The organism is Geomicrobium sp. JCM 19038, from assembly GCF_000698125.1.
Classification (GTDB): domain Bacteria; phylum Bacillota; class Bacilli; order Bacillales; family Marinococcaceae; genus Geomicrobium_A.
Window position 1 is genome coordinate 398,263 of record NZ_BAXA01000001.1, and the last position, 22,613, is coordinate 420,875.

A 22,613-nucleotide genomic window follows, 5' to 3' on the forward strand; every position below is an offset into this window, starting at 1 on the left:
GCACCTTTTTTTACAGGTGCGTTTTATTTCTTGTGAACAGATGTTCTTTTCAAATGACCGAACCATTTCATAAATGATATGATGGACATAGTTATTGTAAAAGGGGCTTATTTACGTATGAGACCGCATGATGATGATAAAAAGAACATCGATCAAGACAATGAAGAGAAAAAAAGAAAGTACCCTAGCGAACACGAACATAAAGAGCATTCATTTAATGAAACGCTAACGGACCGCGATGAAGGATTAAATGAAGAAGGAACGAATGAGGAAGAATCGTACATAGACGAAAATATTCCACCAGAAGAACCTCCCCTCGAATATTTTCTAAATGATGAACCTGACGACGAGAAAACTACGAAAAAGAAGAAAAAAATGAAGCGGTGGCAAAAAATCGGAATCATTTTCGTCTCTTTCTTACTCGTCATTCAAGGGGCGACTGCATTATTTCAATATTTACGGCCGGAAGTGATTGATTTTCTAGCAACGTCTTATGAACTGTCTCAAAATGAAGAAGTTCAAGAGTGGCGAGAGTCGGTCGTAACGATGCAAGTAGAAGGTGAAGGACAATCTTCAAGAGGGACAGGCTTTTTCGTAAATGAAGATGGGTTACTTGCGACAAATCGGCACGTTATTGAAAACGCCTTTCAAGTCATTGCGACCTTACATGACGGCTCTGCGTATCCAGGCGAGGTCGTAATGGAATCTGAGGATCACGACTTTGCACTCGTTCAACTAGAAACCGATGTGTCTGTCGAGTCGTTGCCTATAGCGACAGATGAATCATTTGATACAGGAACGGATTTAACGATTATCGGCAACCCTTTGACATTTACTGGTATTGCGAATGAAGGGGAAATTATTGAGACGGGCACTCCAACGTTAATATCCGCACCAACGTATAGCGGCAATTCTGGGAGTCCAGCGATTAATGATGATGGTGAAGTGATTGGTATTATTTATGCAACACGAAGTCATGATGACGGCAGAGTTGGTTTAATGATTCCGTCGTATGAGTGGATTGAAGATGTTTACGAACAAAAGTAAAGGAGGGAAGCGACGTTGTTTACTTTTTATGTAGGAAGAAGTGGTAGTGGAAAATCAACTGCACTTGTTGAGAGAGCAGTCGAAATGCTACAAGCTAACCCGAAATCGGGCAAGCCGTTAATGTTTATCGTACCGGAGCAGATGACGTTTCAAATTGAAGATCAGTTAGCTCGTAAAGTTGGTGGGATGACGCGAGCGCACGTGCTTAGTTTCTCGAGATTAGCCTACCGTGTGCTACAAGAAGTTGGCGGATTCACGAGAGATCGGCTACATAAACCTGGCATGCACATGCTACTAAAAAAAGTCATCGAAAAAACAAAGCCAGAACTGCGTGTATTCCAAAAAGCAGCAAGTACGAATGGTTTCATTGAAGAAATGGAACGACTGTTAACCGAGATGCGGCGCCAAGCGTTAACCGCAGAGTTAATAAAGCCAAATGAAGACGCAAATCGAACGGCATTTATCGATAAACAACATGATTTGCATTTGATTTTCCAAGAATTTGAGAACCAATTCGACGGGGTGTACTTAAATCAAGAAGAAATGCTGAAGTTAGCGCTCGTTTATCTCCCACAATCTGAGTTGTTTAAAGAGGCAACTGTTTTTATTGATGGGTTCCATGATGTGAGTCAACAAGAACAAAATGTCTTATTTGAACTCTTAAATCAAGTGAATGAGATGACGATGGCCCTTACTTTACCGAAGGAACCAGCAACGATGGAAGCGAATGAATTAGACCGCTTTTATTTGCCAACTAAAACATTTATACAGTTTGCTGAGCGACTAAAGCAACAACATGTACCATTTGAATCTGTTGGATTTCTACCTGGAAAACGATATCGAGCAAGTGGCGTTGCCTTGATCGAACAAAATCAAGATTATAGAAAGAAGTCCAGCAAAGAAAGTAGCGACGGAAGTATTGAAATTGTTGAAGCAGTTAATCGACGTGTTGAGATTGAAGCTGTCGCCCGCTCGATTCGTGAGAAGGTTCGCGTTAATGATTTACGTTATAAAGACTTTGCACTGTTACTGCGTGACATTTCTCCGTACGAAGACTTGATCAAACAAATTTTCAAACGCTACGAAATCGCCTTCTTCCTCGATGATACACGGACGATGATGCACCATCCGGTTGTTGAATTAATCCGCTCATCACTCGAATCAATCATTCAAAACTACCGTTATGAACCGGTATTTCGAGCGTTAAAAACAGACTTATTTAATCCGCTAGACGTGCATACACAAGTATATCGTGAACGGATCGATGAGCTGGAAAACTACGTTTTAGCTACAGGTATATATGGAAAGAAATGGCGTGTGGATGAACATTGGTCTTATTCTCGCTCACGGCATGCGTTGGAAAGCCGAGTGCAAACAGATCAGGAACGTGACATTGAAGAACGACTTAATGATACGAAAATCACAGTAGCGACTCCGTTAGTAACGCTTGAAAAACGTCTTAAAAAGAGCGAAAACGTCGAAGGTATGTGTAAAGCATTGTACCAATTTCTCTTGGACGTAAACGTCGACCAGAAGCTTGAACGATTAAGTGCATCTGCTAGTGAACGTGGAGATTTAGAACAAAGCAGTGAACACGACCAAGTGTGGTCGAACGTCATTGAAGTGCTCGAACAGTTTGTTGATGTATCAGGGACAGAAAAGATGAGTGTTAAAGAATTTGCAAACATGATGGATGCAGGTCTTGAGAGTATGAGCTTTCGTCTCGTTCCTCCTGCACTCGACCAAGTCACGATTGCTGATATGGAACGTTCTCGTCTACCGGATATTGAAGTGACGTATATCATCGGGTGTAACGAAGGGGTGATCCCGAAGCGTCCGCAAGATGATGGTCTTTTAACTGAAGCAGAGCGTACACAATTCGAATCCTTGGGTGTAACACTTGGACCGTCGGCAACAAACCGACTTTGGCATGAACCGTTTTACATTTACATGGCTGAAGCGAGTCCAAAATCGCAGCTGTTGTTCACGTATGCATTGGCTGACGAGGAAGGATCTAGTTTGTTACCGTCCTCGCTCATTCGCCAAGTGAAAGAGCGTTTTCCAGATGTGAAGCACGAATTGGTAGAACACGAAGCAAATGGTGTTGCATTTGAAACGCAGCTGCAACATATCGCCCATCCAACCCAAGTCATTGAAGACTTGGCGAGGCAATTTCAAAAGTACAAGCACGGTGAGGAAATATCAATCGCATGGTATGACGTGTACCATTGGTTACTCGATGCGAAAGCCTATGAGGCTCAACTTCGTACCGCATTAGATAGTTTGACGTATAAGAATGAAGCCGTTCCAATTTCAGAAACGCTCACGAACCAACTGTACGGCGAACAGATTGAAGCAAGTGTGAGCCGCATGGAACTGTTTGAGCAATGTGCGTTTCGTCATTTTAGCCAATATGGTTTGCAATTAAGAGACCGAGAAGTGTTTCGCCTAGAAGCATTTGATATTGGTGAACTGTTTCATGCAGCCTTAAAAGAAATCTCTGACTACCTAAAAGCGACCAACCAGTCGTGGAAAACAATCCGAGCAGACGAATGTCGGGATATTACACAAAAAAGCGTCGAGCGCTTATTGCCAAAAATTCAGCGCAACATTTTAGAAAGTACAAATCATTTTCGTTACGTAAGTCAAAAATTACTTGCGATTGTTCAAACCGTTACGCAAACGCTTCGACAACAAGCTCAACTATCCAATTTTGAGACGATTGATTTAGAAGTGCAATTCGGTAAAGGAACCTCCCTGCCTTCACCGGTTTATCCGCTAAACAACGGTACGAATATGCTACTTCGTGGACGAATTGACCGTGTCGATCGTTCAGAAACGGAATCGGGTTCATTTTTGCAAGTGATTGATTACAAATCGAGTAAAAAAACGTTATCATTTTCCGACGTCTTACACGGGATCTCTCTACAAATGCCGGTGTATCTTGATATTGTCGTAAATGGTTCGAAAAGCTGGCTCGGTATTGAAGCAGATGTGGGCGGGATGTTTTATTTTCATATTCACAATCCAGTCATTGATATTGCTGAGAGTATTGACGATGAAACGTTACACCTGGAGCGGTTCAAACAACATAAATTATCTGGATGGCTTCAGAAAGACCCAACGATTGCAAGCTTAATGGATGAAACATTACCTGAATATGGAAAATCACATGTCGTACCTGCAACACTTAAAAAAGACGGTGGGTTTCACTCAAATTCCAAAGTCATCGAAAAAGAACAGTTACAAGCGATGCATGAATTTCTAAACGATAAGATTACAGAGATTGGCAATGAGATGACGAGCGGAAAGACTGCAATTGATCCGTATAACAAAAACCAAGAACAGATCGCTTGTACATACTGTCCGTTTAATTCTGTATGTCAGTTCGACCCAACATTACCAGACAATGAATACAAACCTGTTATGAGTCTTTCAGACAAAGACGCCCTTTCATTAATGGTCGAAAGAGTGAAGAAGAATCGAGGTGAAACCAATTGAGCTCATGGTCATTAGACGCTAAACCTGCACATGTTCATTGGACAGACGCGCAGTGGCAAGCAATCTCATTAAAGGGTGGCAACATTCTCGTCGCAGCAGCAGCTGGAAGTGGAAAAACAGCTGTGCTCGTTGAACGAATTGTAAGGCGAATTATGGATCCTGAAGATTCGGCTGAAATCGATCACTTACTGATCGTTACGTTTACGAAAGCCGCAGCGGCAGAAATGAAAGAACGAATTGGCGAGCGAATTGAAGAACAGTTGCAGACGAACCCGTCGCTCTACTTACAACGTCAACGGCAGTTATTAAACCGTGCGAATATCTCTACCCTCCATTCATTTTGTCAGGAGTTAATTCGTAATTATTATTACGATATTGACGTAGATCCGAAAGTTCGAATTGCAAATGATACGGAACGAGAGCTATTAAAAGAAGAAGTGTTAGAAGACGTATTAGAACGGTATTATAGCCAACCTGTAGAAAACGCAGAATCTTTTTTTGAACTCGTTGAAGCGTATAGCAATGATCGGAGTGACGATGGTTTTCGTTCTCTCGTATTTGAAATGTATACACGTTCAAGAGCGCATCCTGAACCGAACGTGTGGCTTGAGTCATTAGTGACGATGTATAACGATGCGTATACTCACCCAGAAGAAACGATATGGGGAACGCATTTGTTACGTGCAATAAAAGAGAAAGTACATGCTGCTAAAAACGCACTAGCAAAAGCGCTTGAACTCGCATTGGAACATAACTACGAGTACTTCCAATCGAAACTCCAAGCTGTACAAATGATGGATGAATATGAACGTTGGAATGACATTCGTGATGCAGTGGAGCAATTCACGTGGGGACGAATGCCTGCAAAACCAAGAAACCAAGACATTGATGAAGATACTTTGGAAAGAGCAAAAGCATACCGTGATCAAAGTAAAAAGTTGCTCGAAGATGTCGCTGAACTGTTAAAGCCAGACCCAACGTCGTATCTTGAAGTTATTGAAGCGATGAAACCGAGAATCGTTCAACTTGTCGAGATCGTTAAAGCGTTTTCTGAGCATTATCGAGCGATGAAGCGAGAGAAAACACTTATTGATTTTGATGACCTTGAACATTTTGCTTTAGAAATATTAAGTAGTGAATCGATTCGAAAGCCATCTGAAGCAGCACTATTCTATCAAGGTCACTTCGAGGAAGTATTAACGGATGAATATCAAGATACGAACCAGGTCCAAGAAGCGATCTTAGAACTGTTATCAAACGGTCGTAACCGCTTTATGGTCGGGGATGTAAAACAGAGTATCTATCGATTTCGTCTGGCTGAACCAGCATTATTTATTCATAAACACGAAACGTATGCAAAAATTGATGATTTGGATGTAGAGAACGCATCTACCGAAGGCGTTAAAATTGACCTTTCGAGTAACTTCAGAAGTCGACATACGGTGTTGAATGGGGTCAATTACTTATTTGAGCAGACGATGGATAAAGAAGTAGGCGATGTAACGTATGATGAAAGCCAATCGTTGCAATATGGCAATATCCATTACGATGATCAAGCAAGTGATTATGACCCAGAAGTATTCGTCGTCGAGGCACCTAGTGATGCGCATGGCGAAGAGTCATTAACGAAAGTTGAACAAGAAGCTCAACTTGTAGCGAACAAAATTCAGCGACTCGTCCATGAAGCTTATCCAGTGTTCGATAAACAAACGAAGGCAACGAGACCTGTGGAATATCGTGATTTTGCCATTTTAATGCGTTCACTACCTTCGGCACCGACCTATCTTGACGTTTTTAAACGAGCGGGTATTCCGGTGTACTCAGATCGAGATGAAGGTTACTTTAGGCGTGTAGAGGTCCAAGTCATGTTATCGTTACTGCGCGTGATTGATAACCCGTACCAGGACATTCCATTAGCTCGGTGTTGCGCTCACCAATCGTTGGGTTGCGTGAACATGAACTGGCTGAAATCCGACTGCAAGCGGTAGGGCAACCGTTTTTTGAAGCGGTTAAGTCAATGATCGCTACGTTACCAGCATTAGATGCAAGCACTGAAAGCAGTTTTCTCGTTGAAAAAGCACATCATGAAGATTGGAAACGACGATTGCATCTTTTTTATGTGCATTTACAAAGTTGGCGTGTTCGGGCAAGGCATACGTCACTTGCGACATTTATTTGGGAGCTGTTTGAAGAAACCGGTTATGATGCATATGTTGGCGGGTTGAGTGGTGGTAAGCAACGCCAAGCAAACGTTCAAGCGTTGTACGATAAAGCGAAAACATTTGAGAAAACATCCTTTCGGGGCATCTTCCGTTTTTTACGATTCGTAGATCGTATGGAAGAACAAGGGGATGACCTTGAAAGTGCACGGACGTTAAGTGAAAAAGAAGATGTCGTAACCATTCTTTCAATCCATAAAAGTAAAGGGCTAGAGTTTCCGGTCGTCTTTGTCGTTGATATGATGAAGAACTTCAATCTGTCTGACAGCAGACGGTCCATACAAATTCATCAATCACTTGGGTTTGGTTCGTCGTACTTTGATACGAAACGTCGAATTAAACGAAAGACGTTACCTGAGCTTGCGATTAAAGAGGCGCAAAAACGTGAACAAATGTCAGAGGAACTTCGAATCTTGTATGTGGCATTAACGAGAGCGAAAGAAAAGTTATTTCTCATCGGATCATCAAAAGGTGTTGAGAATAGTTTGGCAGGGTACAAGCTTTATGCCGAAAGTGATCAAGCGCTTTTACCTGTTCATGTGAGATCGAACGCGAAGCACTTTTATGACTTTATTATCCCTGCATTGTTGCGTCATCCAAAAATGGAGAATGAGCACCCTGATTATGTTGCTTATTCCCGGTATCCTCACGATGCAACGTTTACACTTAACGTCATTGAAGAGCAAAGGCGGGAGCATGAACAACTAGAAGCAGAAGCGATCGAAGAAACACTGCAACAGATGAAACAATTAAAACCGATCGGTGAGAAAAGTGAGTACTACGACTTTATTTCTGAACGATTACGTTTTGACTATCCGTACAAACAAGCAACGGATTCATTCGCGAAACAGAGCGTTTCAGAGTTAAAGCAAACGCTACAAGAAGAGGACCCTTATAGTCAGCACACGATGAAGTGCAATAGTTTTACAACGTCCAATGCAAGGCGTCCGAAATTCATGCAGCAACAAAAACTGAGTGGAGCAGAAATTGGGACGGCAACACATACGGTTATGCAACACGTGTCATTTGCAGAAACGCACGAAGATGAGATCAGTTCGTTAACGAACACCTTAAAAGAGAAAGAATTACTAACAGTACAAGAAGCAGAAGTCGTTGACACAACAGCGGTTCTTAAATTTATACAAAGTGATCTTGGCACTCGTATTCAACAAGCAACGGAAATTCATCGTGAAATTGCGTTCTCTTATATTCGCAAAACCGAAGAGGAGAATGCTGTGCTCGTACAAGGAATGGCCGATCTTGTATTTGTCGATTACGCGGGAAATAATATTTTAATTGATTACAAAACTGATCAGATTACAAGCCGTTTTACTAATGGTTTCGACGAAGCAGAGTCAGTCATGCGAAAGCGCTATGAACAGCAATTGCGACTGTATAAAGAAGCATTAGAACAAATATGGAACGAAGAGATTACCGAGAGTTGGCTCTATTTCTTTGATGGAGGGCATGCTCTTAAGTTGTGATCAAGAAAGGATGAAAACCGATGCGCTTATTGCATACGGCAGATTGGCATTTTGGTCGCACGCTAGAAGGTAGGGATCGTACGAGTGAACATGTAGCATTTATCGATGAGCTCGTTACTATTGCAGATGAAGAAGCGGTAGACGCAGTGCTCATTGCTGGTGACGTTTACGATAGTTCGAACCCACCTGCAGTTGCAGAAGAACTATATTATGAAAGTTTAAGTCGTCTTTCAGATGGAGGGAAGCGGGCGGTTGCTGTTATTGCAGGTAATCATGATCAACCTGAGCGGTTAGCGGCCGCAAGGCCTCTCATTCGAAATGAACGCATTCATATGCTCGGCCTACCGGATGAAACGCCGATGAGTATATGGATTCCCGCGCATTCCGAAACGCTTAACATCGCCGCACTTCCTTACCCTTCCGAGTCAAGGTTAAAGATTAGTTTCACAGAAACAGGAGAGTCTGTGAATGAAGATGTCGCTTATCAACAAACGTACGATCAACGAATTAGAGAATTGTTTAACAAGCTAAGCAAATCGTTTTCAACAAGCGAAGTAAACGTTGCGATGAGTCACATTTACGTAAGTGGCGGAGCATCAACGGACAGTGAACGACCGATTGAAGTTGGTGGTGCGTACACCGTCAAGCCTCAATCGTTGCCGAGTAATGTCTCGTATACAGCACTAGGTCACTTACACCGTCCTCAGTGGGTGCATCACGCGCCTACACCTACACGTTATTCAGGTTCGCCACTCGCGTTTTCTTTTAATGATACGGCAGTCTCCAAATCGGTCACAATTGTCGATGCGAAGCCTAACACGGAAGCGACGATTAAAGAGGTACCGCTCTCTAGTGGTAAGCCACTCGTAAAAGTACGTGCAAAGAACGGACTAGAAGAAGTGTACAAATGGTTAGAGGAAGCGAACAAACTTGATGAATGGGTAGATTTGTCCATTCATAGCGACCATACATTAAAGCCAGATGACATCGGCAAGATTCGCCGTGCTCATCCTGGAATTGTTACAATTCGTGCGGTGTTGCCAGAAGAAAGCATGCACCATTATGAAGAACGTAAAGACGTACCGATCGATGAGTTGTTTCGTCAGTTTTACGTAAAGCGAACTGGCGGTGCAGAACCTGAACAAGAAGTCATGCAACTCTTTTTGTCGCTACTCGATGATGAATCGACTGAACATCGAAAGGCGGGACCATCATGAGACCGATCTCCTTAAGTATTTCAGGACTTCATAGCTTTAGAGAAAAGGTAACGATTGACTTTAATGCCCTCTGTGAAGGGGGAGTATTTGGGATCTTTGGACCAACAGGTAGTGGGAAATCAACGATCTTAGATGCAATGACCTTTGCACTTTACGGGAAAATGGGGCGCAATAGTGCGGTTGGTGTAAGTATGATTAACCAAGCTGAAAAAGAAGCGTCCGTTTCGTATACGTTTCAAATTGGTGGAAGAACGTACCTTGCTGAGCGTAAAGTAAAACGTTCGAATGACGACAAGTTGCAAACATCACGATCACGATTTGTTGATTTGACTGAAGATCCAGTCGTGCTCGCTGATAAAGTTGGCGATATGAATGACTATGTTCAAGAGCTAATTGGCCTGCAGTTATCAGATTTTACCCGTGCTGTAGTGCTGCCGCAAAACAAATTCTCAGAGTTTCTACAGTTAAAAGGGACTGACCGAAGAGTCATGTTGCAACGTTTGTTCAACTTGCATAAATATGGCGATGAATTGAATGACAAAGTTCGAGAAGGCATTCAAACACACAAACAAGAAATTCTTATGATCGAACGTGAACAGCAAGGAATGGGCGATGCATCTAAACAAGCGCTAGAAGAAGTCAGGCAACAAGCTGAAAAAGCAGGTCATTACGTAAAGAAAGAAAGTCAACACAATGAAGAACTCGACCGACAGTTTAAAAAGGCTGAGTCACTAATAAGTTTGCAACGAGAAAAAGAAGAGATGGAAAAAGAGCGTACGAAGTTCGTTGAGGAGAAACAATCACTTCAAGAGTCCGTTGAAAAGAAGCAAATTCATGAACTCGTCGTTCTCGTTCAACCTTTTTTAGAAACGCTTGAGGAAACGACAAATACACTTAATGAACTCCAACAGCAACAAAAAGACATCGACGAACGTGTTACGAAGTGTTCAGAGCAGCATAGACAAGCGGTGATGCGCTATGAAACTGCAAAGACTGAGCGAAGTGAATATGAACCGTCCCTAATGATGAAACAACAACAAGTGGAACAGCTGTTGCAAGAACAACAGACCTTTCAAGAGATTCATCGTAAATTAAACGATTACGACCTTGGAATCAAAAAGCAAGCGCAACAAGTAATTGAAACAACCAACCAAAAAGAAGCAATACAACGGACGATCCGCGACCGTTCATCGCAAATGACAACGGTTGAAGATCAACTTATGACACTACTTGAGCGAGAATCTCATCATCAACACGTGCGTGACGCGAGTGAAGCTGCTATGCCTCTTATACAGCAACGATCCGCGCTTACAGAATATGAACAAGATGTTAAAGCGAAAGAAAAAAAGCGGGACGAAGAGCAACAACGTTATGATGAAGTCGTCAAAGAGCGGGACAATCGTGCAGAACGGTTGCAAACGGCTTATGAGTATATTGTGAACTGGTACAACGCACTACATGAACTAGAGCGTAACCGAAAAGAGCATATCAAAACGGTCAAACAGGCCATGTCATCTGAGCAAGATCAACTTATTGCGAGCTTAGCGACTCACCTAGAAGACGGTGCTGCATGTCCTGTTTGTGGATCGGTTGACCACCCTAACAAACATCATCATCAGCATAAAGGAAGCCATGAAGATCTAGAGCCTGCATATGAGAAACTACAATCATTATACGAAGCAACCTCGTATCAACGGACGCTAGAATCGTTATCTGAACGAGTGAGAGCGGCGATCACAGTTCAAGATGTCCAAGCGAAAAGCGATAATGTTGACCACGTATCATTGCAACGAGAAACGATGCTAGAATCGTTACAACAATGGATCGCAATGTTTGAGAAAAAAGTACAAACCGTTGCTCGAATTGAAGCAAAAACGGAAACGTTACTTCAAGAGTTTAATCACCTGAATCAAAGCGTTAAAAACCAAACACAAACGGTAAATGATTATAAAAAGCAATATGAGGAAGCACAACAACGCATTGAAACGAAGCGTAACGAGTATATTCAACTTCGTGATCAATGGTACGTACAATTTGCGCCTTTGACATTGGATTCACTTGAACGAGAGAAAACGAATGTCAGGGACGAAGAAAAGCAAATGCGTTCGTTAAGGCAAGCACAAGCGGAGTGGCACAAAGAACGAGAGCAACTCCAACGTGATGAGCGAACGCTTGAACAACGAGCGTCAGAGTTACAAACAGAGCAAATAAAGCTCGAGCATCAACAAGAGTCTTTAAAAAAAGAAATTGAGAGCTTTACGAAAAAAAGTACGCGACCTCGTAGGAGACGAAACGTTAGAGAACGTTCAGGCTGACGTTGTGAAACAACGAAATAATCTCGAACACAATGAAACAATGACGGCAAAAGAGGTTGAAAAGTTAGCTTCAGACTATGAAAACGTCAAGAATGAACAGTTAACGAATCAAACGAAACGAGAAGATGCCGTTTCAAGAAAACAAAAAGCAGAGCAAGATTGGGAAGAACAGAAAAAAGGAAATGCATATCAAAAACTCGATTCACTCATCTCTTTTGAACGATCGGACAATTTACAGTTATATCGATTGACAGAAGCAGAAGTAGAACAGATTGATGAAGCCGTCGAGCGTCTTCATCAACAACTTTCGAAGGTAGAACTTCATCTTGAAAGATTAAACGAACAAATCGGTAAGGATACGATTTCAACCGAACAGTACGAGTCGGTCGTTGTCGAGTTACAACAAAGTAATGAACGACTCGAGCAATTAAAAGAGAAGCGAACGAATGCGCAAACTGCGTTAGAACAATTAATAGAAAAACATGAGCGCTACACAGAGCTTGAAACGCTTTGTAAGGAATATGAACAGAAATTATCTCATTTTGAAGAGCTGGAACGGGTATTTCGAGGTAAGGAATTCGTAGACTTTTTAGCAGAAGAACAACTTGTGCAAGTCACAAAGCATGCTTCTGAGCGATTGCACACTTTAACACGTGGTCGGTATGCACTCGTATTAGATTCTTCGGGTGGATTTATGATTGCTGACTACTTTAATGGTGGAGAAAAGCGTCCTGCATCGTCGTTATCTGGAGGAGAAACCTTCTTAACATCGCTAGCTCTCGCCTTATCATTATCAGCTTCAATTCAATTAACCGGAGAAAAAGCATTAGAATTCTTCTTCTTAGATGAAGGCTTCGGGACCCTTGATTCAGAACTTCTTGATACGGTTATTCATGCTTTGGAGCAACTTCAAACCGATCACTTAGCCGTCGGTGTTATTAGTCACGTACCAGAATTACAAGAGCGATTACAAACGAGGCTAATTGTTACCCCAGCGACAGCTGAAGGTAAAGGTTCTGCTGCATACATTGAATATTAAATCGATCATACTCCCCTGGGAACAAAATTCTCAGGGGAGTTCAATCTTTTTTTTATTTTTTTTTTGAAAGTTTTTTCGTCAGTTTTATTCGCTCAACCGTTACATAAGTGTAGACAACAAATTGAAGGGACTTCAAATGTATATGGATTCAAAACATTATGAACGATTGTATCCACACTTGTTGCCATTTGCGAACAAAATCGCACGAGACAGTCACGAGGCCAATGATTTAATTCAAGAAGCGTGGCTACGCTCAATGAAGCACTCTTACATTTTTGAATTAGAATTACCGAAACAACGTGCTTGGTTCTTCAAAACGATGAAACGAATGCTCATTGATGAACGAAGAAAACATAGTCGAGTACAAAACGAGTGGGCTGTAGACGATGGCATCCTGCTGAAGAGTTGTTCTCGGATTTTAGCAAAGTGGAAGTGTCACTGATGATGACCGCACTTCCTGAAGACTTGTATGACCTTGTGTATAAGACATATTGGCTTGGGATGTCTAGTCTAGAAATTGCACATTTACAAGGAATTCCAGCTTCAACAATTCGATCGAAGATCAAGAAGGCACTCGTGTTATTACAAAAAACGATGTAAGGAGAGGGAATTATGAAAACATCAATTATTGGAAATGTAGGGATTTTGGATTTGCGAAATAGTACAGAAAAGTCAATTCAACAAATTAAGAGTATAGGAAATGTCGGTATTGCCATCGTTTCAACGTCGACGTTGCCACTTTTACATCAATTGCCTTTAGGAAATTTAGGCATGGTTATAGAAATAAAAGAAGGTTATCAGCTTTATACAGAAGCGTTAGAAATTAATCAAGCATTTTTAGAAACACTCGATCCATCATTACGTGCGTTAACCGCTGATGAAGTGGTCATTGCTTATGATGTAGAAGCTGAGCTGCTTAAAGAGAAGATTGAAGATATTGAGTATTATGGCGATGTGAGCGTTCCTAACCATTTATACGGAGCTGTTCAAAGCGTCATGACGAGTGGCGGAGGTAAAATGAAAACGTATGATCAAGACGCTGAAAAGCCAATCAACAAAAAGGGTGTTTTTAAACTAACTCCGTCATTTCTTGAAAGCTTAATAAAACCAACAACACTTAGTGTAAAAGGGATCTTACAAGTTGATGAACGTGTTACAGAAGATCAACTCGTTCATGTAAAAGAGCTACAAGTGAAAGGGGTTATTGAATTACGAGAGCATATGGTTGCGCATCTATCGCCATTGATTAGTCAATCTTCTTCAGCCCAGATGACAGTTATTCCAGATGATTACACGGTCATCGACCGTGCACTGCGAATGAAAGAAAAACAACTGCAAAGCTGGAAACAAAAGAAGCTATATACAGAACATCCGCTTTACATGAATGCACTTAAACGTGACACGATTGAGCGTTCCATTAGCAAGATCCAATCATCTTCTTTTATCGTGACTTCATCTGAAAGTGAAGATTTACTGTATGAAATTGTCGATACGCTCGATACTGAGATTCTAGCTATAGACGAACCTTACCTTGTCGTTGAGAAAAATGAGTTGTGGGATGAAACAGCATTTTTGAATTTGCAAGAAGCAGTCGTTGTTATTGTTGTGAATGGTGGAGAGTTAACATTCGCTGAAAATGTCACTGCCGACATGATACGCGAACGAATTGATACGATCTATCATTTTGGCACACTCATTGCTCCAAAAGAGATACAGTTAACAATTAAGCAAAAACTTGAAATAAACGAAGGCAAACTGCAATCCGAGAAAGAGGAAGGCACAGGAAACGTGGGGGTGTTAAAGCTATGAAAGACTTTCATGAAGAACTACGCAACCATTTTCGCAAACAATCAAAAGAAGAACAAAAGCGCCATTACCATTTAGCACAGTGGCACCGTGAACAGAAACGTAAGCGATCGTAAGTTCATTCATTTGAAATGTAGGTTTAGCATAAAAAAGGAGTCCATTTGGGCTCCTTTTTTAATAGTCGTTTTTCTTTTTATTAGGATGAGTAGCGTGGCTACTCATCCAATATAGAATTTTAATTGCGTTTGGAAGAAATCACATCTAGGTATTCCAAGCATAATGACAAAAAAAAGAATAATTTTATCCATCAATTAGTCTAGTCGTTGCTACGTCTTTGAATTTTAATGGCTAAGTAACCCCCATATACAACAATTGCTAGGGCGATTGCCCCAATAAAAACAAGGATCTTAAATACCGTAGATTGTACGGCTCTGAATGCTCCTAAGAGGAGAATAGATCTTATGACAAGGTATGAGGAAGCCAGGATGAATAATGTTCTTAGTAGTTGTTTTACGGTCATTTGAGTAGCAACCCCTCATTTGAAATTCCGTACCTTTTTCTATGTGTTGGTACCCGTTCACTGCAAGATCAATCTGCGGATTTACGAAACGATGCTGGTCTTAATGATGTAGCAATAAAGACAGATAACCAATAATGTTAGCTGAAGGTAGAATAAGCTTAAAACATTTCGTTTTGGTTTCCTGATCGTTTGCAGTTTGGCGTTGAATATTTTCTAGCTTAGATCGAAACGTTGCATGGTGGCTCGTCATCTGCAAAATTGTACTTACGAGGAATCCACCTAAAATAGCAACGAGTGCTCAGGTCGTTGTAATGATGGTCGATACTAAACTTTCAATAATAATCACTCCAGATTTATCCATTAATATAATTAGTATAATAGTTTATAGTTTGAGTAGAAACCATTAAAGAACTGTCAAAGGGGTATGGTTTCATCATTCGCGGTTGAGCAGCACATCCTCGTCTCAATGAACCGAACGAATTCTCTCTTATATGGAGCCAAAAACTGTTTGCAGTCATACAAAAAGCCAATGCTGTCGCTATAATTAAATGCTTTTCATTCACTTACAAAGAAGATAATTGTATTGTGTGAGTGCGTTATAGGGGCAGGCTAGTGTTTGTGCTAATGTCAGGGTGTTCTTTAGGGCAGACGAAGATGAGACTTCCTTGGAAACAGAGTTGTACAGAGCATCTAGAAAAAGGAAGGCGACGTAGACAAACTCAAATACACAGACTTCGAGGCCAATCTCAAGAAGTGAAGGTTTAATACAGTCTGAAAGTAGGGTATTTTTTTGTAGGAGGTGGTTCAAATCGCTTGCAAAAGGATTCTCAATAGTTTCTTTTTTGCGACATCCGCATTTGCACTTATCTTAACAATTCCTTCTCTAGCTTTGGCAAACGACGACGAAGAAGCCACGGATTTCGATGGCATCGTAAACGAGAACTTGGTTTTACCTGATCTTCATGAGAATACAGTCATTTACAATGGAACGATGAATCCTGACTTAACACTTATACTTTTTTTTGACGGCACGGAAGTTGATCCTTACGTGAATGATAACGGTGAGTTTTCAATGGTTATACCTAGTTATGCTGAATTGGAAGCTGGCGACACGTTAATGTTTTTATTTGCTGGAAGTGGTTTGCCTCGTGAGACACCTGTAAATGTAGAAGTTCAACCATCAGATCTTGAAAAGGATGTTGTTGGTTCAGACATCGGCGACGAAACCATCAAGGAGGCCATTAAGAACGAAACATCGTTAGATTATAGAAGAAATGCGACTTCAGATGGCGAAGACGTTGTTACATTAGATGTTGAAACAGTGGGTGATGTAGACCAAGTATTTGCGATCCAAGAAGGAGACACCATCGATAATGAAAGTAATCGACTAGAACATATCTCTGGCAATACCTTTAGGCAATACTTCCCGAACTCCTCTGCTGGCGATGTGATTGAGGTTTATATCGTTGCCTCAGGCGTTACAGCAATGATCGAAGATGAGGTACCGAGCGACGACACCGAAAGCGGTGCGGATAAGAGTGAGGTAAATGATGGGTAAACTGTATTGAGCATGAGCACCAATCATTTGTGAACATGCATTTTTGAGGATTCAGAGTATTGGCATTGTAAAAGAGTGTAGGTATTATGATTGAACAATTAAAAAGACAAAAAGGAGTCGTTTGCTTGTACGCTACAGGTGACGGCTTTTTTTGACTTTCTTTTAGTAAATCAGGAGGAATAGACAAGAAATATCATTATGGAAGCATGAATGAAGAGATGCATTAAAAGGTGATTATTTGACTTTAGTTCTTTAATTGAAACGATGATTGATCGCTTATTCTTAAAGCAACTCTTTTATAGATTAGACTACAGATTTTTACTACACTATAAAGCATAGTAAACTTATAAGAATTATATTGACTGTCTGTTTTATTGTTTATATACTATTTATATTCAAACAATTCAAACGAAAGCTGGGATCGTTATGGGAAAACGACATATCTATTTAGGATTACTTGCAACCTTAATGCTTGCTGCTTGCGGCAATAACGATGAAGCAATTACGACAGAAAGTGAGCAAGAAGGGGGTACGATTAATATTGCGTACGGCGCAAATCCGCAAACACTGGATCCTCACTTAACAACGAATCAAGCGACTCGAGACGTTTCTAGACAAATTTACGAGCAATTACTCGTTTTGAATGAAGACTATGAAGTTGTTCCTTCACTAGCTGAAGACTATGAAGTGAGTGATGATGGTCTTACATACACGTTTCAGCTACGAGAAGGTGTGTTGTTTCACAATGGTGAAGAGATGGTTGCGAGCGACGTAGTCGCATCCATGCAAAAGTGGTTAGACCATTCAACACAAGGACAAGCAAATTTGCAAAACGCAAGTTTTGAAGAAGTTGATCCGTATACGGTTACGTTAACCATTGATGAGCCTTCGATTTTAGTGCCAAACATTTTAGCAGATACGGCTCCGTTCCCTGGAATTATGCCGAAAGAAGTAGCAGATGCTGCAGGTGCTGACGGGTAGATGAGCATATTGGTACCGGACCTTTTCAATTGGAAGAATGGCGAATGGACCAACACACACATTTAACGAAGTTTGATGACTATCAATCTCGTGACGAAGAACCGAGTGGTTTAGCAGGGCGAAAAGAAGCACTCGTTGATGACGTCTATTTTCATTACATCACCGATGAATCAACGAGAGTTTCTGGAATGATGACTGGAGAATATGACATCGGTTTTAGCATTCCCGCAGATAGTATTGATCAAATTGATGCAGCAGATGGAGTTCAATCGTTTTTTAGTGATGGTGGCATTTATTCATTCGTGTTTAACAATAAAGCAGGTATTTTCACAGACCTTGATTTACGACAAGCGTTTAATATGGCGATCGACTATGAAGATTTACTAATTGCATCCTATGGAGACGATCGTTTCTATGAGTTAGATTCGGCGCTAGCATTACCAAGTCAAATTGATTGGTATTCTGAGGAAGGCTCAGATAGGTATGACACATTTGATGTTGAAGCAGCTAAAGCGCTCGTTGAACAATCGAGCTATGACGGTGAGGAAGTCGTAATTTTAACGACGAGAGACTATCCAGAACAATACAATATGGCAGTCGTTGCTCAACAAGCCCTTCAAGATATAGGCTTTAACGTATCATTGGACGTATATGATTGGCCGACCGTACAAGAATTACGAACGGATGAAAATAACTTTGACGTATTTGCGGTAAGCTTTGCCGTTCGACCAACGCTTCATCAATATCCGTTTTTAGCATCGACTTCTGATTACCCAGGTTGGACGAACAATGAAACAATTGATGAGAACTTAGCTCTCATTACAGAAGCAGATTCATTGCAATCGGCCACACCTTACATTGATGATTTGCAACAAGAAGTGTGGGACGACCTGCCTGTCGCAAAGATTGGCAACATTCAAGCGTTACTTGCCATTTCTGATGATGTATCGGGCTATTCTGATCTAATCGGTCCAATTCTTTGGAATGTAAGTATTGATGAGGATTAAGACAATAGAACACAGTGAGAAAGTGGGGGAGAAACATGCCAACAAATGAGATGCTGCATCGATTAGAAACACTCGTCAATCAAGAAAGCGGTACGTACAATAAGCAAGGTGTTGATCGCGTTGGTGAGACGTTAACGAAATGGTTTTCCGATTTAGGTTATGTCATAACTGAAGATGTACAACAAGACCGAGGGAACAATTTAATCGGGTACTATAAAGGTGCTAAAGACGCTAAAATCATAGTGCTTGCGCATATGGACACCGTTTTTAAAGAAGGAACTGTGAATGTTCGTCCATTTTCTAAAGATGAACAGTACGCTTATGGTCCAGGAGTTTTTGATATGAAAGCGAGCATCGTCGTTCTTTATGAAGCTTTAGTAGAGTTGAAAAATGAACATCAAGAAGAATTGCTAGAAAACGTGGCAATCTTATTCAACAGTGACGAAGAAGTCGGTTCCATTCATTCACGCGCTTGGATTGAAGAGCACGCTAAAGAGAAATCGTTTGCACTCATCTTAGAGCCAACACGTGATAAACAACGTGTCTGCAATGCACGTAAGGTGGGGGCAAATATTATTTGCATTTACACGGAAAAGCATCACACGCGGGCATGGCCCATCGGCATGGTGAAAGTGCTGTAGAAGAGTTGGCTTTATTAATCCCGAAGCTACATGCACTTACCGATTATGATGAAGGCGTAACTGTCAATGTAGGATTAATAGAAGGAGGAACGTCGGTCAATACGATTGCTCCGTATGCTTATGCAGGCATTGATTTGCGAATGGAAACAATTGAACAAGCGGAGCATTTAGACAAACTCATTCGAGCGCAAATTGCGAAAAGAGCCAATCCCGAGATTACTTATGAGCTCGAGTCCAGAAGTGGGATTTCTCGCCCACCTTTCGTTCCTGACGAAGGCTCAAAACAATTGCTTCGTTACGTGCAAGAGGTAGGCAAAAACATGGGTGGAACATCGAAGCTGAAAAAACTGGCGGAGGTTCCGACGGGAACTTAACGAGTTATATTGGCATCCCTACAATTGATGGACTTGGTCCAGTCGGTGGCAATGCCCATCAAGAAGATGAATACGTGGACATTTCATCGCTTGAGGAAAGAAAAGAATTTCTTAAAACCTTGCTTCGTCGTTTAACTGATGCAGTTAAGAAGTAGTGATGGACTCTGTAGGCTTATCACAACAAAGAGGCTGGGATAAAATTGAAGTGATCTTCACTAAAGAAGGAGGATGACAGCTTTTGAAGTACTCGAATAGAAAAACCGAACTAAACCACCAGCCTATTTTTAGATTGGTGAATTTAGTTCGGTTTTCATTGAGCCTTTGTATAGTTGAATACTTTAAAGGGCAGGAGCTTAGCGAGGATTAACCGTTTCTGCTCACAAATAAGCGTCTATGTGAGGAGCATTTGCTGCTACACGAATGACGGACAATGACAGCTTTTAAAGTAGTCAAACATCTTACCTATTTCGAGCGATGTGGACTTTTAATTGTTTTCCTTTAACCGTTGTATGTTTCATTTCATCGAGTACGATGTGACCTTTATCATTTAAGATTTCTATAAAGGTTGCCGTTTCTTCTATCGTAATAATGCCTATGTCCTCTGCGGTTACGCCTTCGATTTTAGCGATGGTTCCAACAAAGTCAACCGCTCTTAATTTTTTTCTCTTTCCACCATTGAAGTACAACTTCATGATATTTTCATTGAGCTTATCGTTTTTTGCTTCTTTTGTGCTCGGTTCACTGTTGATCTTCTCAAGAAATTGTGGCTTTGCTTTTGATACGGCTTCTTTTGAAGGAGCAATAGATTTTGAGATTTTAAAGCCAATATACGTTTCGATGTCCTTAAGATACTTCTCTTCAAATGGCGTGACAAATGAAATTGCTTTGCCTGTATGCCCTGCTCTTCCAGTTCTTCCTGTACGATGAACATAGCTTTCTTTTTCTGATGGCAGGTCGTAATTAATGACGTGGCTAATTTGATCAATATCAATGCCTCTTGCGGCGACATCGGTAGCAATAAGGTAGCGGAATTCACCTCGCCTGAAATCTTCCATCACATCTAAGCGATCATATTGTTCCATTCCACCGTGAATTTTATCGCTGTCATAACCTTGATCTGCTAGTTGATCACAAAGTTCGTTTACGCGCTCTTGGGTGCGGCAGAAGATGATTGCGCTATCTGGATTCTCAATGATCGTCACATCTTCTAATAACGAATACTTATCGTCTTCAGAGACTTGATAGAGCGTGTGGTCGATTGATGATGTTGTTACACCACTCGTTTTGATCTCAACATCAGTCGGTGTGTTCATATAGTGAACCGAAAGATCTTTAACACGCTCTGGTAGCGTTGCGGAGAATAGCATCGTTACCCTTGGTGTAGGCATCTCCTCAATGATCGCTTCGACTTGTTCAATAAAGCCCATATTTAGCATTTCATCTGCTTCATCAATGACGACATACTTTACTTCTTCAAGAGAGAGTGTACCTTTTTCAATATGGTCGAGCATCCGTCCTGGTGTGCCGACGACAACGTGTGTTTTTTGCTTTAGTTCATTTTTCTGTTTATAAAACGGCTGTTTTCCTACAATCGCAGCAGCTTTAATTCGTTTATAACGGCCAATGTTAATAAAGTCTTCTTTCACTTGTACGGCTAATTCTCTCGTTGGGGTTAGTACAATGGCTTGAGGTTTATTTTCTTGCCAATCCACAAACTCACAAATTGGAATCCCGTAAGCAGCGGTCTTGCCACTCCCTGTTTGAGAACGTACGATCAGGTCTTTTTTTTGTTGAGCGAGTAGGATTACTTTGCTTTGAACATCTGTAGGGGTATCATAATTCAACTGATCGAGCGCTTGAATGATTTCATCACTTAATTGATAATCTGTAAACCGATGTTTCGTCATGTACATGCCTCATTTATTTAAGTTATTGGTTGTATTATTCTTCTCGCGAAACCTTTATTATACCTTATCAATACGTGAAAGGAAGACCTGTTGGCACTTATGCCACGGAGAATTGTAAAACAAGTCCCAAAGGTTCAAGGCAAAATCATTCTTCCATCGTGAATGCGATCGTTCATAAAGATTCCGTATAATTAATTTTTTCTTACTATTTTATCTTTAATATAGGTTAACTGTTTAGTAAACTTAAAGTAAGCTTTTTAGGACGTAAATACTTCCTTAAAGAGGTGTGAGTGATGAAAAGATTCTTCATTCCTGTCGTCACATTCGCGTTTTTAGGTTATTTGTGGTTTTTGTTTGCAACGTCAACAGTTGACTTAGTAAACGCCTCATCATTTCCAATTATACTAGGTATCCTTGCTTTAATAGTAGGCAGTCTTCTTTTCTTTTACATTATGAGTAGATTGAAGCCGGTGTCGGAGTTGCTATTAATGCACCCGGTACGCTTAAGCAGTTATGGTACATTTATTTGTATTGTAATGATGTGTGCAATGTTTATCTAACAGTATTTTAGTTTTAGGTGGTGAAAAGGATGATTACAGCATTTCATGGTCAGAAAGCAACATTGACTCGAACATTTACGAAAGAAGATGTAAAGAAAAGTAGTGAGCTTACAAACGATTATTCGCCGGTGTACACAATAGGAGGAAACCGTTGGACATCCCAGTATCCGAAGCCAATCGTACCGGCATTATTGACAGAGAGCTTAATTACACAATTAATTAGTGAACGGCTTCCTGGAACGCCGTGCATTCTCGTGCAAAAAGACCTCGTTTATTATTCACCGGTGTACGTTGGAGACGCAGTTACTGCAGAACTTGTCGTCATTGATATTCATGATAAGCGGAATTGGATTACAGAAAAAGTGACGTGTTATGATTCAGACGGTAACGAAGTGATTAAAGGGCAAGTGGTCGTCTACGTTCTGGAAAATTCGTAA

At 41.0% G+C, this 22,613-nt stretch carries 19 protein-coding genes; 18 read left to right on the plus strand and 1 reads right to left on the minus strand.

What is annotated here, in order from left to right; all coding sequences use genetic code 11:
• Window positions 1–117: 117 nt before the first annotated feature.
• The 16 genes from JCM19038_RS20265 (at window position 118) to JCM19038_RS25285 (ending at window position 19,864) form a co-directional block, all read left to right on the plus strand.
• Window positions 118–1,047 (plus strand): serine protease, encoded by a 930-nt coding sequence (locus JCM19038_RS20265; RefSeq protein WP_052360940.1) that lies wholly within the window; start codon window positions 118–120, stop codon window positions 1,045–1,047.
• Window positions 1,048–1,062: 15 nt separating this feature from the next.
• Entirely contained in the window at window positions 1,063–4,548 is a 3,486-nt protein-coding gene (gene addB, locus JCM19038_RS02130) for a helicase-exonuclease AddAB subunit AddB (RefSeq protein WP_042413980.1), read from the plus strand.
• Window positions 4,545–6,536, plus strand: a complete 1,992-nt coding sequence (locus JCM19038_RS20270) for a UvrD-helicase domain-containing protein (protein WP_052360942.1) — start codon at window positions 4,545–4,547, stop codon at window positions 6,534–6,536. Before addB ends, JCM19038_RS20270 begins: the two co-directional genes overlap by 4 nt.
• Window positions 6,470–8,251, plus strand: coding sequence for a 3'-5' exonuclease (locus JCM19038_RS20275; RefSeq protein ID WP_152549312.1), 1,782 nt, complete (start codon window positions 6,470–6,472; stop codon window positions 8,249–8,251). Before JCM19038_RS20270 ends, JCM19038_RS20275 begins: the two co-directional genes overlap by 67 nt.
• 20 nt (window positions 8,252–8,271) lie before the next feature.
• A complete protein-coding gene (locus tag JCM19038_RS02140; RefSeq protein ID WP_042413983.1) occupies window positions 8,272–9,468 on the plus strand; it encodes an exonuclease subunit SbcD in 1,197 nt (398 codons plus the stop codon).
• A complete protein-coding gene (locus JCM19038_RS02145) occupies window positions 9,465–11,783 on the plus strand; it encodes an AAA family ATPase (RefSeq protein ID WP_042413988.1) in 2,319 nt (772 codons plus the stop codon). Before JCM19038_RS02140 ends, JCM19038_RS02145 begins: the two co-directional genes overlap by 4 nt.
• A gap of 4 nt (window positions 11,784–11,787) precedes the next feature.
• Window positions 11,788–12,822 (plus strand): SbcC/MukB-like Walker B domain-containing protein, encoded by a 1,035-nt coding sequence (locus tag JCM19038_RS02150; RefSeq protein WP_042413991.1) that lies wholly within the window; start codon window positions 11,788–11,790, stop codon window positions 12,820–12,822.
• Between the two features lie 142 nt (window positions 12,823–12,964).
• The gene (locus JCM19038_RS02155; RefSeq protein WP_042413995.1) at window positions 12,965–13,264 is read left to right on the plus strand and encodes an RNA polymerase sigma factor; all 300 of its coding nucleotides are present in this window, start codon (window positions 12,965–12,967) and stop codon (window positions 13,262–13,264) included.
• Complete coding sequence (locus JCM19038_RS21525; protein ID WP_081831543.1) at window positions 13,264–13,422, plus strand: RNA polymerase sigma factor; 159 nt, start codon at window positions 13,264–13,266, stop codon at window positions 13,420–13,422. The genes JCM19038_RS02155 and JCM19038_RS21525 overlap by 1 nt, the downstream gene beginning before the upstream one ends.
• 12 nt (window positions 13,423–13,434) lie before the next feature.
• Complete coding sequence (locus JCM19038_RS02160) at window positions 13,435–14,631, plus strand: hypothetical protein (RefSeq protein ID WP_042413998.1); 1,197 nt, start codon at window positions 13,435–13,437, stop codon at window positions 14,629–14,631.
• A gap of 1,316 nt (window positions 14,632–15,947) precedes the next feature.
• On the plus strand, window positions 15,948–16,706 hold the full coding sequence (locus tag JCM19038_RS02170) for a hypothetical protein (RefSeq protein WP_042414004.1): 759 nt from the start codon (window positions 15,948–15,950) through the stop codon (window positions 16,704–16,706).
• Window positions 16,707–17,132: 426 nt separating this feature from the next.
• Window positions 17,133–17,687, plus strand: a complete 555-nt coding sequence (locus tag JCM19038_RS24160; RefSeq protein ID WP_255343323.1) for an ABC transporter substrate-binding protein — start codon at window positions 17,133–17,135, stop codon at window positions 17,685–17,687.
• Window positions 17,688–17,731: 44 nt separating this feature from the next.
• Window positions 17,732–18,694, plus strand: a complete 963-nt coding sequence (locus JCM19038_RS24165) for an ABC transporter substrate-binding protein (protein ID WP_255343324.1) — start codon at window positions 17,732–17,734, stop codon at window positions 18,692–18,694.
• 35 nt (window positions 18,695–18,729) lie between these two features.
• Complete coding sequence (locus JCM19038_RS22185; protein ID WP_052360947.1) at window positions 18,730–19,335, plus strand: M20/M25/M40 family metallo-hydrolase; 606 nt, start codon at window positions 18,730–18,732, stop codon at window positions 19,333–19,335.
• Window positions 19,305–19,709 (plus strand): peptidase dimerization domain-containing protein, encoded by a 405-nt coding sequence (locus JCM19038_RS22190; protein ID WP_152549313.1) that lies wholly within the window; start codon window positions 19,305–19,307, stop codon window positions 19,707–19,709. The genes JCM19038_RS22185 and JCM19038_RS22190 overlap by 31 nt, the downstream gene beginning before the upstream one ends.
• Window positions 19,710–19,723: 14 nt before the next feature.
• Window positions 19,724–19,864, plus strand: a complete 141-nt coding sequence (locus JCM19038_RS25285; protein ID WP_373902283.1) for a hypothetical protein — start codon at window positions 19,724–19,726, stop codon at window positions 19,862–19,864.
• Window positions 19,865–20,167: 303 nt separating this feature from the next.
• Here the strand turns inward: JCM19038_RS25285 and JCM19038_RS02185 are convergent, their stop codons facing one another.
• The gene (locus JCM19038_RS02185; protein ID WP_042414006.1) at window positions 20,168–21,616 is read right to left on the minus strand and encodes a DEAD/DEAH box helicase; all 1,449 of its coding nucleotides are present in this window, start codon (window positions 21,614–21,616) and stop codon (window positions 20,168–20,170) included.
• A 293-nt stretch (window positions 21,617–21,909) separates the two neighbouring features.
• On the opposite strand from JCM19038_RS02185, the gene JCM19038_RS02190 reads away from it, so the two are divergent.
• Both JCM19038_RS02190 and JCM19038_RS02195 read left to right on the plus strand, forming a co-directional pair.
• Entirely contained in the window at window positions 21,910–22,176 is a 267-nt protein-coding gene (locus JCM19038_RS02190) for a hypothetical protein (protein ID WP_042414010.1), read from the plus strand.
• A gap of 29 nt (window positions 22,177–22,205) precedes the next feature.
• Entirely contained in the window at window positions 22,206–22,613 is a 408-nt protein-coding gene (locus JCM19038_RS02195) for a MaoC/PaaZ C-terminal domain-containing protein (RefSeq protein WP_042414012.1), read from the plus strand.